Below are 17,041 nucleotides of genomic sequence, written 5' to 3'. Positions count from 1 at the left end.
GTTTGCCGCCAATCACAGAATAGCCTTTTCCTTTCGCACATTGGTAAACAAAAGATCCCGTATGTTTATGGGCTTTGGTATGTTCTCCGGCCCGCAGCAATTGCATCGACGCGCCCATTGTTTGCATCACATGCCCGCCGGTCGCTGGATTGGTGTAATGCATCAAAATGCCGTCATACGGATTGCCTTCATTGACTTTTCCCGCTTCCAGTAACGCAGGATACACCTGTTTCCAGGAATACTTAAATAAAGGAGAATAGGGTTTATCCCAAACTTTATCCGCTGGAATCAATCCTGACGCGCTATACGATAAAGGCGAATGATTTACCGGAAAATCCAACGGCTGCTTGCCATCAAACACCGCATAATCGTTAGCTTCCAACGCATTGACCAAAGGAATATCCAGGCCATCCTGCCAGATACAGGTTTTACCATCGGGAGCTACGCCGTGTTCATGCCAGGTGGAATTGGGGGTAATCACAAAATCGTTAACCTCAAAAGTGATTTTATTGCCGTCAACGACCGTGTAGCCACCTTCACCTTCCATAATAAAACGCAGTGCCGATGCTTTGTGGCGGTGCGCCGAAGTACTTTCGCCCGGACGTGTCACCTGGATTCCGGTGTACAACCAGCCAACAGCTGCTGAAACGTCTTTCCGTTTGTCATTCACAAGATAAACGACCCGTCTTCCTGCCTGTTCGGGCGTCACCAATTCGGACGACTTTAACACCAGTTCGCGCAAATCGTCATACTTCCATAACATCGGGACTGACGAAGGACGCGGTTCCCAAGGTTCAATATCATTTGCCACGGTCCATAATGCACCGGCACCAAGGGTTTCGAGTTCTTTGTAATAGGCTTCGAGTTCAGGTGTGTCTTTTACCCTGGCACGGCCGATAACATCGTCATTGTGTTTTTCTTCCATTCTTGAATGCTATTTTTGGAACATTAAGATATTAAGATTTAAGGCTTAATCTCTTAAAGCATCGGTTTATCTCTTATTAAAATCCTCCTGATTGTCAATAAATGTGATCTTCCTGGTTGGAGCTACATTCACGCGCAAATCAAAAATGTCAAAGCGGTTGTAATGTCCGAGTATGTCGTGCATTTGCTTCGGTTGTATACATTTGGCAAGGTCGATTTCAGCGTAAACAATTCCTTCATCGTCAATTAATGGTTCGCCAATAACCGCGCCATTTGGTCCGATAAATCCTGAAAAAGCAGAATTTTTTCTTGTCAATAATTCCTCAGCGTTCGGAACATCCTGTTTCATAATCTCCATAATTTCCTTCGAAATGGTAGAGCAGGAAACAATCGTAAACAACTTACCTTCAAACGAATGCGCAGCCGCGCGTATCTTAATGGCTTCGGCCATATCATAGTCAGGCGGTGCCACAGGAAGCGAAATATAATTGGCAATATGGATCAATTCACCCTGGGACAACAACGTAAAACGCGCAAGCGTGTTGGTGTTTTCGCCACAGGCTAACGTCCCGATGGGGCCGATTTCAGTTTTATACACTTTTAAAGACGACCCGTCACCTGATGTCCAGGTGAGTTTCTCTGCCCAGGTTGGGACCAATTTGCGGTGCTTTCCAATCAGGTTTCCGTGGTTGTCGATAATCAGGTTGGTATTGTAGATTTCGCCGTAACTGTCGCCACGTTCATTAATCCCGATAACAATATGGATGTTGTAGTCTTTTGAAGCCTTGAGTATTTTTGCGATTTCCGGACCGTGTGCCGTCACAGAATTGCGGTATAATTTTTCGTACCAAGAGCTTCCCTGAACCGGCGTCATGATCCAGTTCCAATACGGATAGCCTGCAACAAACACTTCAGGAAAGGCAATCAGCTGTGCACCATTGGCAGAAGCTTCCTTAACCAATGCGATCGCCTTGTCAATCGTTTTATCAACGTTTAGAAAAACGGGCGATGTCTGTACTGTGGCGGCTTTAAATTTTGGAAAATCCATGAATAATTACGAATTACAAATTATGAATTATGCGATGATAAATGTACTGATTTTAGCTCTGGTTTCCTCTGAAAATGCTTCGGCTTTGATATCATTACTTCCTTTGTTTAAAGCTACGTTCACTAATGTGACTTCGCCTTCCAGACAGGTTTTTCCATTTTCATCTTCGAACTTAAAGCCACAATTCACCGACGCTCCACCAAGGTTGATGACCCAAAGCGATTTCGTCAGTACTTCACCAATACGCGCCGCTTTTTTAAACTGCACTTTTAAGTCCACTGTCGGGATGCCATTGGTTTCATGAATTTTGGAAAAAGGCCGGTCGAGCGCTTCGTCAAACCAGTCTTCAACCAAATCGTTAAGCATCTCCAGGAAACGTGGATAAAAAACAATGCCGGCATAATCGACGTGTTTGAAGCGTATTTTCTCATTTTTGGTAAATATCATGGCTTATTTTAATTTGAATCGTTGAATCTTTCCTGTTTCCGTTTTTGGTAATGATTCCACAAAATGGATTTCCCGTGGATATTTATACGGCGCCGCGGTTTTCTTAAACCATTCCTGTATCGATTTTGCCAGGTCGTCACTGGCTTTAGCCATATCCTTGAGCACAATGTAAGCACAAACGAGCATGCCGCGTTCTTCGTTAGGCAACCCGACAACAGCACATTCGGCAATATCATCATGACATAGCAATACACTTTCAACTTCAATCGAGGCAATATTATAGCCGGAAGAAATAATCATATCGTCGCCACGCGCTACAAACCAAAAATAACCGTCTTCGTCTTTCCGGAAAATGTCGCCGGTAATATTCCATTTGTTTTCAACATATTCCTGCTGCTTTTCGGGCGAATTCAGGTATTTACAACCGGTAATGCCGCGCACGGCAAGCCGCCCGGGTTCATTGGCCAGCAATTCATTTCCATCGGCATCGATGATTTTTGCTTCGTAACCGCGAATGGGAACGCCGGTAGCGCCTTTGCGCATATTTTCCTCGTGGGATGAAATAAAAATATGCAGGATTTCAGTGGACCCGATGCCATCAATTATTTTCAGGCCTGTGGCGTCGTGCCAATCTTCCCAAACCTTAAGCGGCAAGGTCTCGCCCGCCGACACACACTTCCGAAGCGACGATATATCGTAATCTTTTACCAAAGTTGTAATGATCCGCCAGGCCGTCGGTGCCGTAAAACAAATGGTCACTTTATATTCTGAAATGGCCTTCAGCAGCAATTCGGGAGAAGGTTTCTCTATTAAGAAGGTAGACGCACCAAAATAAAACGGAAATAAAACCAATCCCCCCAAACCAAACGTAAAGCCCAATGGCGGACTTCCTGTAAAAATATCTTCGGGTTTTGGCTGCAGCGAATATTTTGGAAATGCTTCACAGATCAACAATATATCGCGATGAAAGTGTGAAGTCATTTTAGGCTTTCCTGTAGTCCCGGAAGTAAAGCCGATCAATCCCACCGAGTCCGCCATGGTGTGATAATTCTGAAATGCGGCTGGCTTGTTATGCATTAAGGTTTCCAGTTTTGACATTGTTGTCTCTGTACCATCAAACGTAATGACCTGTTTAAGGAAAGGTGACTTTACAGCAGCAAGCTCGTCTTCGAGTCGGTAATCACAGAAGGCATGGGATATTTCGGCACTTTCGATCATGACCGAAAGTTCTTTTTCGCGTAACAGCGGCATGGTCGCCACCACAATTCCGCCCGCTTTTAAAACCGCAAACCAAATGGCCACAAACATTGGGTTATTCGCTGCACGAATCAACACCCGATTGCCGGAAACAAAACCGAGGTCGTTTGTCAGGACATGGGCAATCTGGTTGGATTTATCATATAAATCCTGATAGGTCCAGGTGGTTTCGAAAGTGCGGATAGCTATGGAATTTCCGTGGCCTTGCTTTACATGATTGTCGAGTAATTTCTCGACACAATTTAAACTCCCGTCAAACTGAAAATCGGGATGATCGATTACGATGTCCGGACGAAGCGATTCATCCGGTAAATGCATGTGTGCGAAATTGTCTTCGTAATGCTTCATTAATTGTTAATTGTTAATTGTTAATTGTTAATTATCAATTATTAATTATTAATTATTAATTGTCTTATGGCTTTCCGGCTTCAACGCTTTCCTCATGCCTTCTTTTTCTTTCCTATCCGAAGCGTGCAGCGGATAAAGATGTGAAGTGCCCGTAATATATTGCTTCGGAATATCATCCGGGCGGAAGTTTTCATAAGCCTGTGCATGGCGGACAAAATTGGGATCGAGCAACAACGGCCTCCCCAACGCTACCAAATCGGCACGGCCATTTAATAGAATGGTGTTGATTTGGTCGATATCCTGTATAAACCCAGTGGTAATTGTTGGGACATGAACCGTGTTTCGGACCGTATCTGAAAATGGCGTTTGCCACATGCGTCCGAGTTGTGGTTTCTGATGGCTGACGGTATTTCCCGTGGAAACATTAATGATATCGGCACCAGCCTCCTTAAACGCATTTGAAATCGATATCACTTCCTCCATTGTAATGCCATTTTCCGCCCAATCGGAAGCGGAAATTCTTACGGACATTGGCTTATCGCTATTAAAAGCTTTTCGCATCGCATGGAAAACCTGCAAAGGAAAGCGCAGCCTGTTTTCAAGGCTTCCGCCAAAATGATCCTTTCTTTTATTGGTTAAAGGCGATAGGAATGAAGCCAATAAGAATCCGTGATGCGCCTGCAGTTCAATCATATCGAAACCTGCCTTATCAGCGTTGATTGCGGCGCGGGTAAATTCTGAAATCACAATTTCCATATCAGAAGCATCGATTCCTTTCGGAACCGGCATTTGTTCCGCGAACGCAATAGGGGAGGCAGAAATGAGTTCCCAACCGTCTTCAAGCGGAATATTATTCCCGGCTGAAGGTACACTTATGCTGCCTTTCCTTCCGGAGTGCCCTATTTGGATTCCGATTTTACCTTTGGTATTTTCATGAACAAAATGGGTGATTTTTTTCCATGCAATTACCTGTTTTTCAGACCAAATTCCGGCACAACCGGGAGTAATACGTCCAGTAGGTGAAATCGCGGTCATTTCGGTGATGATTAAACCCACACCGCCAATGGCACGGGCCACATAATGCACAAAATGCCAGTCATTGACGAGTCCGTCATTTGCGCTGTATTGCCCCATGGCCGACATCACAATCCTATTTTCGAGCTTCATATCACGCAATTGGAAAGAAGTGAAAGCTGGGGGTGTGTTCTTTATTTCGCTTTCAGCGTTGAAACCGGACAACACTTTTTCGGTAAACGAATTGTCGCGCATCGCAAGGTTTTCAAAGGTGACCTTTTTTGCTCGTGTCATGACGCCGAATGCAAACTGCATAAAATCATGCTGCATATGCCGATCCATGTTTTCAAACCAATCCAGAGAAACGTTGGCCGCATGCTGGATGGTTTCAACGCGATTGCGGCGCAGCTGCTCATATTTGGCAAATGCCTTTTCCTTGTCAGTACTAAATTCGACGATGGAATCTGACAATGCGATGGCGCTTTCCATGGCCAATTTTGTCCCGGATCCGATGGAGTAGTGGGCAGTAGCTTTGGCATCACCTATTAAAACGATATTGTCTTTCGACCAATGCTTATTGGTAACTGCGGGAAATTGCCGCCAGTGCGAGCGATTGGATATCAATCCGTGTCCCTGCAGTTCTTCCTTAAATATTTCGGCTAATTTACTAATGGTACTTTCTTCATCCGTCGTAATAAATCCTGCCTTTTCCCAGGTTTCGGGAGCACATTCAAAAATCCAGGTACTCATTCCCTGCTCGTATTGATAGGTATGGGCGACAAATGTCCCGAACGGGGTAGAACGGAAAAAATAAGTGAACGCATCAAGCGGTCTTGTAGAACCCAGCCAGACGAATTTATTTTTCTTCAAATCGATTTCGGTGCCAAAATCATCGGAATGCTGTTCACGAATTTGACTATTGATACCGTCCGACGCGACAATATAATCAGCATCTGCGAAAGCGGAAAGATCATCCACATTGGCTTCAAAGTGCAACCCGACACCTTCTTCGACGCACCGCTGTTGCAGCAATTGCAATAGTGTTTTTCTGGAACAACCACAAAATCCGTTGCCGGTAATCCTGACCACTTCGCCGTCGCGGGCAACATCAAGGTCATCCCAGTAGGCAAATTTACTTCGTATCAGCTCATACGATTTGGGATCGCGCGTCAGGAATTCGCTTAAGGTCTCATCGGAAAACACGACGCCAAAACCAAAACTGTCATCGGCTTTGTTGCGTTCGTAAATATCGATTTGTGCCTGCGGCATGGCTTTTTTAGTCAGGATTGAAAAGTATAATCCGCCGGGACCGCCCCCAATTACTGTAATTTTCATAATCTATTTTCACACAGCGGAACATGACCAGCTGTCATAATTAATTTCTTTTTATTGAGAACAGTTCTCCTAATTTGGCGTAGTGATGCCCGGCCAATCTAGAGATGGGCTGGTATAGATCGAGATTGATCTTGTAATCGTCGAGCAATAATTCATCTTTGATATGAAACATCAGGATGCGGCCAATCATTATCGTTGAGCCGCCAAATTTGTTATCCTCAAGCGTGTAATGATGGACCAGTTCACATTCCATGGTGATTGGACTTTCCTTAACACGTGGTGGCAGGACCTTGAATGAAGGTTCGGGAGTTAAGCCTGCGAAATGAAATTCGCTCTCGTGAGGCGGCAACGCATGTGCGGTCATATTCATTTGCTCCGCCAATTCCTCAGTAACCATATTCACGACGAATTGATTGGTTTGAAGCACGTTATTCAAGGTATCCTTATTAGCCTTTCCCGATGCTGACGCTGAAAACATTACGTGAGGTGGGTCATCACCGACTGCGTTAAAAAAAGAAAAGGGGGCTAGATTCGTAATACCTTCGGGACTGATACTCGAAATCCAGCCGATAGGCCTGGGAATCACAATCCCGGTGAGTAGTTTGTATATCGCCTTGGGCTCGATATCGTTCGGATTAAACTGCATTGTAATAGTTATTGTTTGTCACAAATAACGGAAAATTACACGAACTACGTTGCTTTCTGGTTTGAAAAAAAACAATCCCTTTCTATAAAAAACCGGAGTCCCTTTGGGTATTGTGTCAGCCATCGATTACAGAAAGTGTTTTTTTATATTCGAATAAATAGCGACATCGTAAATATTACGTGAAAAAATTACAAATACCTGAAAATATATTTTGCAAAATTAGTATATTTATGCAAAATTTATATATATGAACATTTCAGGTTGCCCTAAATGCCAGGATAAACATATTGTAAAAAGTGGCGTAATTAAAGACCGCCAAAGGTATTTGTGTAAAAAATGCAATTATTATTTTACAGTTAATAAACTCGGTAAAAAGATCGATGATTATTATGTTACTAAGGCGTTACAGCTTTACCTTGAGGGGTTGAGTTACCGTGAAATTGAAAGGATCATCGGGGTTTCACATGTCACTGTAAGCAATTGGGTGAGGGAGTATCGCGTAAAAAAACCATCCCACGGCTATTACCACCCTACTTATAAGATTTTCAATCACCTGGAACTCATAGAATACGTAAAAAACAAGTCGTTATTGTCCGGAGCCGGGATGATAATTACCGAACTGGGTGACAAGTTTATGCTTATAAAATGGGAACGTTTTAAGGAATAACTATACTTATTTACAAAAATATATACAATAATTTTTTTCTTACGTTTAAAAATTGAATTTGGCTGCTGTTAATCAACCAAAAACAATTTTTTTGATGAAGAAAATTATTACAATCGCTTTGCTGGCTTTAACCTGGTCCTCAGGGTTTTGCCAGGGTTCGCCTGAATATGGCAGCGGAATGAAATTTACCCTGAATGAGGATGGTAGTAAATACATGCGTTTTATAGCATGGAACCAGATCTGGTTGCGATCGACGCAAATGAATCCCGGAACGATGATAGCCGATGAGCCGTCGACTAAAAGCACCGACATTGGCAACCGAAGGCTTCGGTTTTTAATTCAGGCACAACTATCCAAACGGTATATGATTGTCGCCCATTTCGGCATCAACAACCAAAGTTTTGATACTGGTGGTGCAAGTGGTGGCAGTGGTACCGGTGGGTATGGCGTAGGTAAGAAGCCGGGAATGTTTTTCCATGATGCCTGGAATGAATATACATTGGTTTTACCCGAGAAGGATAAGAAGTTCAGTTTGTCTTTAGGGGGCGGGCTGCATTATTACATGGGTTTATCGAGGATTACCATGGCCTCCACACTCAATATGCTGATGGTCGACGAACCGATATTCAACTGGCCTTTGATAGACAATTCGGATCAATTTGGCAGGCAGATGGGGCTGTTTGCTAAAGGGAAATATGGAAAATTTGAATACCGCGTCAGCTTCAACAAACCCTACTCGACAAATATTGCTCCTGTAAACGTTACCGATGCAGCCAATGCTGTGGCCGTCGACAACAGCGGGAATACGGAATGGTCAAAAGCCGGGTATTTTGAATACCAGTTTCTGGATTCGGAATCGAATGTGCTTCCCTATAAAGTAGGCAGTTATCTCGGGACCAAAAGGATTTTTAACCTGGGCGCTGGATTTTACAATGCACAGGATGGAACCCGTACTTCGGTAAATTCCCAAATTGAAAAACATGACATCAAACTTTTTGCCGCGGATGCGTTCGTAGACATGCCCGTCGGAAAAAAAGCAAATAAAATGGCAATCACTGCTTACAGTGTATTTTACAACTATGATTTTGGACCAAATTATTTGCGTAATATTGGTATTATGAATGTAGGAATTTCCGACCCAAATTTTACTGGGACGAAAGCATTAGCTGGTGCTGGAAATGCACAGGCAACAATCGGCACGGGGACCATCTGGTACACCCAGGCAGGTTTCCTGTTGCCCTGTAAAGCGGAAAAACCGAAAATAAGGGTACAGCCTTTTGGCGCCTACACCAGGAAGAATTTTGAGGCATTGGATAAAGCAAGTTCACAATTCGATGTGGGCGCTAACTTTTTCCTGGATGGCCATCATGCTAAGGTCACCACGCAGTATTCAGCACGCCCAATTTATACTGCGGTAGATAAAACGAGTGGTACCAAAGGCGAATTTACACTGCAACTGCAGATTTACTTATAAACCAAACCAAAAGCGATAAGTTATGACAAACAAATCAACAAAAGGAATCTGGAAAGTAATTTCCGCCTCCTCAATGGGTACCATGATCGAATGGTATGACTTTTACATCTTTGGCAGCCTCGCTGTAGTGATTTCAACGAAATTTTTCCCTTCGGACAACCCGACGGCAGCATTCTTATCCACCTTGGCAACCTTTGCCGCAGGCTTTGTGGTGCGCCCGTTCGGTGCGCTTTTCTTTGGAAGACTTGGGGATTTGATCGGACGAAAATATACATTCATGGTCACGCTGCTTCTGATGGGTGGCGCGACATTCCTGATTGGCTGTATTCCGAGTTATGAAACCATAGGGTTTATGGCTCCGGTGCTCGTGCTCGTATTGCGGTTGCTACAGGGACTCGCATTGGGCGGCGAATATGGCGGCGCGGCAACTTATGTCGCAGAACATGCGCCAGTAGGACAACGGGGTTACTGGACATCCTGGATACAAACCACAGCGACAGTGGGTCTATTCATCTCGTTAATGGTGATCCTCGCGACAAAGAATGTGCTAAGCCCTGAAGAATTTGATGCTTGGGGATGGCGGGTACCGTTTTGGGTATCGATTATTATGGTCGGGATTTCCTACCTAATCCGTAAAAACATGTCTGAATCGCCGGTCTTTGCCAAAGCGAAATCGGAAGGAAAAACCAGTACCAATCCTTTAAAGGAAAGCTTCGGCAACCGTTACAACCTGAAATTTGTGTTGCTGGCTTTGTTTGGCGCTACAATGGGACAAGGCGTAGTGTGGTATACCGGACAGTTTTACGCGATGAATTTTATGAAAACGGTCATGTCGATTGATTCCTCGCAGGTCGATACTTTATTGGGAATCGCTTTGATTATTGGGACGCCGTTTTTTATCCTGTTCGGCTGGCTCAGTGATAAGGTCGGAAGGAAATTCATTATGATGGGAGGGATGCTGCTCGCGATTTTGCTCTACCGCCCGATTTATAAATGCATGTATGAAACCACTAGTGTAAAGAATAAGACCGAAATTACGGAGAAATCCACGTTTCTTGCAGAACTAAAAGAAAACAAAAAACAAACGATGGATTCCATTTATACTACCCACAGAGAATACACGGATGGTACAACGTTCCTCGAAATTAAAACGGTTTCGCTCGAAAATGGAAAAGCTGCCGTCGTCGATGGTAAACCAAAGGCCGACGTGAAAACAACCGTCACCATCAATAGTGCCGACAAATGGATGCTGATATTCCTTATTTTTGCACAGGTGATTTTCGTCACGATGGTGTACGGACCCATCGCTGCCTTCCTCGTCGAGATGTTCCCAGCGAAAATCCGCTACACTTCGATGTCGCTGCCGTATCACGTCGGGAATGGTATTTTCGGGGGGCTGCTTCCAGCGATTTCGACATATTTTGTCACCCATGCAAAAGACGCAGGCGATAAGGAATTCTACCTCGAAGGATTGTGGTATCCGATTGTCATCGCCGGTGTATGTTTTGTCATCGGGATGATCTACATCTCCAACAACAAGAAAAATACTCACATTTAATCCTATCATTATGAATCAAATCAAAAGAGTTTTAGGAATGGTCTGGATTGCATTGGCCGTTGCAGCAGCCTATTTTTGCATCTTCAAATTCGGATTACCAAAATTCCTATCGGAAAAACAGGACGACCTGGTCTTTGGAATCATCATCCTTTTTGTACTGACACCGCTGATTGTGCTCGGACTGGGAACATTTGGCTACTATGCCCTGATGGGCGAATACGATAAACCGAAGCACCACTAATATAATGACAACAGTCTTTGGATAATACTTCCAAAGGCTGTTTCTTTATCCTATGAAAAAGCGGCATTTACAAAAATTGGTACTGGTAAGCGTGTTTTTGCTGATGGCATTCAATGCGCCATTGTTATTATTGTTTAATGTTTCCGACGAATTTCTCGGCTTTCCTGTAGTACTTTTTTATGTGTTCTCTATATGGTTTGCCTCGGCGTTGATTTCTTTCACCATTATCAGGAAGTACAATGAGTAGCCTCGGACTGATCGGCATCCTCCTGGCCTATATGGGATTCCAGTTTCTCGTTGCACAGTGGGCAGAAAAGAAACGGAATTCGAAATGGACCAACAATGCCTATGTCTATTCGTTTTCATTGGCGGTGTATTGTACCGCATGGACTTATTACGGCAGCATCGGCGTGGCAGCGAAGTCCGGATTAAACTATATCCCGATTTACCTTGGACCAGTGATGGCTTTTCCGTTATGGCTGATCGTGCTAAAGAAAATCATTCGCATCTCGCGGGTCAATAAGATTTCAAGCATTGCCGATTTTATTTCGCTGCGGTACGGAAACAGCCGGTTTTTGGGCGCGTTGGTTACGATAATTTGTATCATCGCAATTTTGCCTTATGTTGGTTTACAGCTTAAGGCGATTTCAGAAACATTTCACGTTGTTACTTCAACTGAAAACACGCATGATGTGTTAAATGACACGGCAACTTATGTGGCTTTTATCCTGGCACTTTTTGCTTCGTTTTATGGAACCCGTTATGGTGATGCCTCTGAGAAAAGGAAAGGCGTCGTAACCGCCATAGCCATGGAATCAGTAATCAAATTGTTCCTGTTCCTTTTACTTGGAATTTATGTCACTTATTTTGTGTTTGATGGATTTCATGATATTTATTCGAAGGCATCACTGCTTGAGGGTTTTAAGGAAAAGAATACGATCCACGGACTCGAGGGTGGGATGAACTGGTTCATGTTCTGCGTTTTGTCCCTATTTGCCATTTTCCTGCTGCCGCGCCAATTTCATATGACCGTTGTGGAAAACCACACGGAAAAGCATGTGCGCAAAGCAATCTGGATCTTTCCTCTGTACCTGCTGCTATTCAATATTTTTGTGTATCCGATTGCGTGGGGCGGCAATATTCTTTTCAACGGACAGGGGTTGAACCCTGATATGTTTTCGCTGTTAATCCCAAAATTCTTTAACAACAACCTGATGACTGTCCTGGTCTTCCTGGGCGGTTTTTCAGCAGCGATTTCGATGATTATTGTTTCCTCGATCACGTTATCTACGATGCTCAGTAATAACTTTTTGATTCCTTATGGTTACCTCGATGCTTTAAAGGTTAAAGTGCGGGGCGACAACAACCGGCGTATTGTCAACATTAGGCGTATCGGGATATTTTTACTGATTATACTGGCGTATATTTTCTACCGGTATTTCCTAATTGAATTTTCGCTGGTTTCCGTCGGAATGATATCATTCGTAATTATCGCACAGCTTGGACCGTCATTTTTTGGGGCGCTGTTCTGGAAGCGTGGCTCGGTAACGGGTGCGATCTCCGGCATGTTGACTGGGATGACAGTGTGCACTTATACGATTATTCTACCTTTCTTTATGAACCAGGGCGCGACCAACGCTGCATTCATGGATGGTTATGGTATGCGTTTGCTGAAACCGTTCCAGCTTTTCGGGTTGGATTATCTGGAGCCGATTCCGCATGCGTTATTCTGGAGCCTACTATTCAATTTTGTCGTGTATTTGATTGTCTCCATCTGGTTCAGGGGTGATTACCGCGAACGCAATTATGCCGAAATGTATGTGGATATCAACCGTTACATCAGCAACCACGAGAATGCATTTGTATGGAAAGGAACGGCGTATATCAAGGATATAGAGAAGGTATTGACACGATTCCTGGGCGAAGAGCGGACAAAAAGGGCACTGCGTATTTTCAGTCTGAAGTACAACGTCGATAAAGACAACACGATGGCCGATGCCAGGCTCATCAAGTTTGCTGAGAACCTGCTGACGGGGCATATTGGTACAGCCTCCGCGAAAATCCTGATTGAAGGCGTAACCAAAGAAGACAAGATCAGCCTGCCGGAAGTGCTCCGTATCCTGGAAGAATCAAAGGAAAATCTCATCGTCAATAAAAAACTGAGGGAGACGTCGGATGAATTAAAAGAAATCTCGGCACAGCTCAAGAAAGCAAATGAATCTTTGGTAACAAAGGACAAACAAAAGGATGAATTTCTCGATACCGTCACCCACGAGCTGCGTACACCGATTACCGCAATACGTGCGGCAAGCGAAATCCTGCATGACGACGATGAAATTCCCGAAGCATTGCGTAAACAGTTCCTGCAGAACATTATCACCGAATCCGACCGCCTGAACAGGCTTATCGACAAGATCCTTGACCTCGAGAAGTTTGAGACCGGCAAGCAAAAAATTTACTTAAACGAAGGAAACCTTTCTGAAACCATTCGCAAAGCGGCAAATCCATTGCAGCAATTGTTTTCGAATAAGAATATTTCTTTTAATTTTAACGACGCCCATTACACCCAACCCGTTTGGTATGATGAAGAACGGATCGTTCAAGTCATTACCAACCTGTTATCGAACGCGATTAAGTTCTGTGATGCGCGGGACGGAAAGATTACGCTTGACATCGAGCCGCACGAATTCCACGTTGAAGTGAAAGTCTGGAACAATGGAAAAACGATTAATCCGGACGAACTGGAATCGGTCTTTGATAAATTTTACCAATCGCAGGAACAAAATGTGAAGAAGCCGGTAGGGAGCGGATTGGGATTGGCGATTTCAAGGCAGATTATCGAGATGCATAACGGAATGATTTGGGCGTCAAACCCGGAGTCCGGCGGCGTGTGTTTCACATTTACATTACCCACACAATACCAGCTATAGCATGAAGAAGATTTTAATCGTTGACGATGAACCGAATATCATTATGTCACTGGAGTACACATTCCGGAAGCATGGCTTTGAGGTATTCATTGCCCGGGACGGAAAAGAAGCGCTTGAAATCCTACAGCATGAAATCCCAAACCTGATTGTGCTTGATATCATGATGCCCAACGTGGATGGTTACGCCACGATCAAATTTATCAAACAGGATGCACGTCTCAACACTTGCAAAATTATTTTCCTTTCAGCGAAAAACAAGGAAAGTGATATTGAGAAGGGCATGGCCCTTGGTGCCGATGCCTACATGACCAAACCTTTTTCAGTCAAAAAACTCGTGGAGCAGGTGGCGGTTCTTTTAGCATAAACTAAAAAAAAAAATTAAACAAATGGATTACAACGAAATATACAACCGCAGCATCACCGATCCGAAAGGATTCTGGCGGGAACAGTCAGAAGCAATTGACTGGTACCGAAAACCGGAGACTATTCTTTCTTTTGGAGAAAACGGGTATCCCGTCTGGTTTAAGGATGGACAGCTGAATGCGTGCTACCTCGCACTGGACAAACACATACAGGATGGTTATGGCGATATGACTGCGATTATTTACGATTCACCGGTTACACAGACCATCAAAAAATATACGTTTGCCGAGGTAAAATCGGAGGTGGCGCGACTGGGAGGCGGAATGGTGGCTTTAGGCCTAACAAAAGGCGACACGGTCGTTATTTACATGCCGATGATTCCACAGGCAGCGTTTGCGATGCTTGCCTGCGCACGGATTGGACTTACACATTCGGTCGTGTTTGGCGGATTTGCACCACATGAACTGGCGATTCGCATTGATGATTGCAAACCGCGCGCGATAATCACGGCTTCGTCAGGAATTGAGATTGATAGGCTGATCGCGTATAAGCCTTTGGTTGACGATGCGATATCGCAGGCCACGCACCAGCCCGAAAAAGTCATCGTATTCAACAGGAAACTGGGTGCGAGGATTCCATTTAAACATTATGATGTCGATTATGACGCATTGGTTTACGGTTCAGACGAAGTGCCCTGCGTGGCGGTCGATGCCACCCATCCACTGTACATCCTCTATACTTCCGGCACCACGGGAAAACCGAAAGGCATTGTGCGTGACACCGGCGGATACGCCACGGCACTGAAGTTTTCCATGCAAAAGATTTATAACATACAAGAAGATGCGGTTTTTTGGGCGGCATCGGATGTGGGCTGGGTTGTGGGACACAGCTTCATTGTGTATGGACCGCTAATCAACCGCAATTCGACAATCATTTTCGAAGGCAAACCGATAAAGACCCCTGATGCTTCGACTTTTTGGCGGATTATTGCCGAACATAAAGTCAATGCGATGTTTACAGCACCTACCGCAATCCGTGCGATTAAGAAAGAAGATCCTGATGGAAATTTTATAAAACAATATGATTTAAGTTCGCTGCAAACCCAATTCCTTGCCGGGGAGCGCTGTGACGTAGCGACGCTCGAATGGTTCAACAAGCACATTCCTGTGCCGGCCATTGATCATTGGTGGCAAACGGAGTCAGGCTGGCCCATGATTGCTAATATGGTGGGGGTTGAAATGCCTTTGATAAAGCCTGGTTCTGTAGGAAAAGCAGTATGTGGATATGATATCCGGATCTTTAACGAAGAGGGTAAGACGCTCCAGGCAGGAGAGGAAGGCTATGTCGTGATCAAACTGCCGTTACCTCCGGGAACCTTACTCGATTTGTGGAATGACAACAACCGCTTTAAGGCGGGTTACCTGAACAGATTTCCAGGATATTATTTCTCAGGAGATGGCGGCTTTAAAGACCACGATGATTACATTTACATCACCGGACGGGTTGATGATGTGATTAATGTCGCCGGTCATAGACTGTCAACGGCTGAGATGGAAGAAGTTGTTGCCTCGCATCCATCGGTTGCGGAATGTGCAGTGATCGGAATTAATGATGAGCTGAAAGGGCAAATCCCATTGGCACTGGTGGTGACGAAGCTCGGTGCAGATACCGAACACTTCCAGCTCGAACAGGAAGTCATTAAGCTGGTGCGCCAGCAGATTGGTGCCGTGGCTGCATTGAAAGATGTGGTTATTGTACAGCGATTGCCAAAAACACGATCAGGGAAAATCCTTAGGAAGTTGATGCGAAATATTGCTGATGGCGCTGAGTACCAGATTCCGTCGACTATTGACGACGAAGCAATCGTTGAAGAAATTGCGTCCGTTTTATCCCACGGGCACATTGGAATTTATAATATTAAGTAAAAAAACAACAAAACAATTAAGATGAGTTACTACAAAATTGACAGCTTAGAACAATACTTTAAGCATTATAACAAATCGATAAGGGAACCGAGGAAATTCTGGGGCAAGATCGCAGAGGAAAATTTTACCTGGTACCAGCATTGGGAAAAGGTAGTCGACTTTAATATGGCCGAAGCCGATGTAAAATGGTTCGTAGATGCGAAGGTGAATATCGTCAAGAATGCCATAGACCGCCATCTGGCCAGGCGCGGTACAAAGACCGCAATCATTTTTGAACCGAACAATCCCGATGAACCGGCTTTGCACATTACGTACAATGAATTGCACCAACGCGTTTGTAAAATGGCGAATGTGCTGCGTGAGCAGGGTATCAGGAAAGGCGATCGCGTGTGCATTTACCTGCCGATGATCCCGGAACTCGCGGTATCGGTGTTGGCGTGTGCAAGGATCGGCGCGATACACTCGGTGGTATTTGCAGGATTCTCCGCCACGGCATTGGCGACGCGGATTAACGATTCTGAATGCAAAATGGTAATCACCTCCGACGGCGGTTACAGGGGGAACAAAACAATTGATTTAAAGAGCATTGTAGACGAGGCGCTGCAAAACTGCCCATCAGTGAAGCATGTGCTTGTCGCAAAAAGGACGAACGAAGCCATCAATATGGTTGCGGGGCGCGATACCTGGCTGCAGCCGCTATTGGATGAAGCTTCGGACAATAATGTGGCCGAGATCATGGATGCAGAAGATCCATTGTTTATCCTGTACACTTCCGGATCGACCGGCAAGCCAAAGGGAATGGTACATACCACGGCGGGCTACATGGTGTATACCGCCTATACCTTCAAGAACGTGTTCAATTAT

The 17,041-nt window shown here is 44.6% G+C and carries 15 protein-coding genes; 9 read left to right on the top strand and 6 right to left on the bottom strand.

The genetic code is table 11. The features are described 5' to 3' along the window. The 6 genes from CFE23_RS15790 to CFE23_RS15765 form a co-directional block, all read right to left on the bottom strand. Window positions 1-925: cupin domain-containing protein (locus tag CFE23_RS15790; protein WP_291090149.1), on the bottom strand; the 925-nt coding region annotated here is incomplete at its 3' end. 66 nt (window positions 926-991) lie between these two features. Beyond that, complete coding sequence (locus tag CFE23_RS15785) at window positions 992-1,972, bottom strand: carbon-nitrogen hydrolase family protein (RefSeq protein WP_291090147.1); 981 nt, start codon at window positions 1,970-1,972, stop codon at window positions 992-994. A 27-nt stretch (window positions 1,973-1,999) separates the two neighbouring features. Beyond that, complete coding sequence (locus CFE23_RS15780; RefSeq protein WP_291090144.1) at window positions 2,000-2,419, bottom strand: acyl-CoA thioesterase; 420 nt, start codon at window positions 2,417-2,419, stop codon at window positions 2,000-2,002. A gap of 3 nt (window positions 2,420-2,422) precedes the next feature. Then, complete coding sequence (locus CFE23_RS15775) at window positions 2,423-4,024, bottom strand: AMP-binding protein (RefSeq protein WP_291090141.1); 1,602 nt, start codon at window positions 4,022-4,024, stop codon at window positions 2,423-2,425. Between the two features lie 48 nt (window positions 4,025-4,072). Next, window positions 4,073-6,373, bottom strand: coding sequence for an FAD-dependent monooxygenase (locus tag CFE23_RS15770; protein WP_291090138.1), 2,301 nt, complete (start codon window positions 6,371-6,373; stop codon window positions 4,073-4,075). Between the two features lie 40 nt (window positions 6,374-6,413). Continuing rightward, window positions 6,414-7,019, bottom strand: coding sequence for a flavin reductase family protein (locus tag CFE23_RS15765; RefSeq protein ID WP_291090135.1), 606 nt, complete (start codon window positions 7,017-7,019; stop codon window positions 6,414-6,416). Window positions 7,020-7,266: 247 nt separating this feature from the next. On the opposite strand from CFE23_RS15765, the gene CFE23_RS15760 reads away from it, so the two are divergent. The 9 genes from CFE23_RS15760 to CFE23_RS15720 all read left to right on the top strand — a co-directional run. Next, complete coding sequence (locus CFE23_RS15760; protein ID WP_291090132.1) at window positions 7,267-7,686, top strand: helix-turn-helix domain-containing protein; 420 nt, start codon at window positions 7,267-7,269, stop codon at window positions 7,684-7,686. Between the two features lie 94 nt (window positions 7,687-7,780). After that, window positions 7,781-9,160 carry a porin gene (locus CFE23_RS15755; RefSeq protein ID WP_291090129.1) on the top strand — a complete coding sequence of 460 codons (1,380 nt, stop codon included), beginning with the start codon at window positions 7,781-7,783 and terminating at the stop codon, window positions 9,158-9,160. A gap of 22 nt (window positions 9,161-9,182) precedes the next feature. After that, window positions 9,183-10,718, top strand: coding sequence for an MFS transporter (locus CFE23_RS15750; RefSeq protein WP_291090126.1), 1,536 nt, complete (start codon window positions 9,183-9,185; stop codon window positions 10,716-10,718). Between the two features lie 10 nt (window positions 10,719-10,728). After that, entirely contained in the window at window positions 10,729-10,959 is a 231-nt protein-coding gene (locus CFE23_RS15745; protein ID WP_291090123.1) for a DUF6814 family protein, read from the top strand. A 52-nt stretch (window positions 10,960-11,011) separates the two neighbouring features. Beyond that, window positions 11,012-11,206: a hypothetical protein gene (locus CFE23_RS15740; protein ID WP_291090120.1), complete on the top strand. Its 195-nt coding sequence runs from the start codon at window positions 11,012-11,014 to the stop codon at window positions 11,204-11,206. After that, window positions 11,199-13,889 carry an ATP-binding protein gene (locus CFE23_RS15735; RefSeq protein WP_291090117.1) on the top strand — a complete coding sequence of 897 codons (2,691 nt, stop codon included), beginning with the start codon at window positions 11,199-11,201 and terminating at the stop codon, window positions 13,887-13,889. The genes CFE23_RS15740 and CFE23_RS15735 overlap by 8 nt, the downstream gene beginning before the upstream one ends. Window position 13,890: 1 nt before the next feature. Then, window positions 13,891-14,253: a response regulator gene (locus CFE23_RS15730; RefSeq protein WP_291090115.1), complete on the top strand. Its 363-nt coding sequence runs from the start codon at window positions 13,891-13,893 to the stop codon at window positions 14,251-14,253. A 22-nt stretch (window positions 14,254-14,275) separates the two neighbouring features. Then, window positions 14,276-16,177 carry an AMP-binding protein gene (locus CFE23_RS15725; protein WP_291090112.1) on the top strand — a complete coding sequence of 634 codons (1,902 nt, stop codon included), beginning with the start codon at window positions 14,276-14,278 and terminating at the stop codon, window positions 16,175-16,177. Between the two features lie 21 nt (window positions 16,178-16,198). Next, window positions 16,199-17,041, top strand: an 843-nt coding sequence (locus CFE23_RS15720; RefSeq protein WP_291090110.1) for an AMP-binding protein, incomplete at its 3' end; no start/stop codon positions are given.

This window comes from Flavobacterium sp. BFFFF1, from assembly GCF_002256285.1.
Taxonomy (GTDB): domain Bacteria; phylum Bacteroidota; class Bacteroidia; order Flavobacteriales; family Flavobacteriaceae; genus Flavobacterium.
Note: the sequence above shows the minus strand (reverse complement) of the source record. Positions and strands in the feature narration are given on the sequence as shown.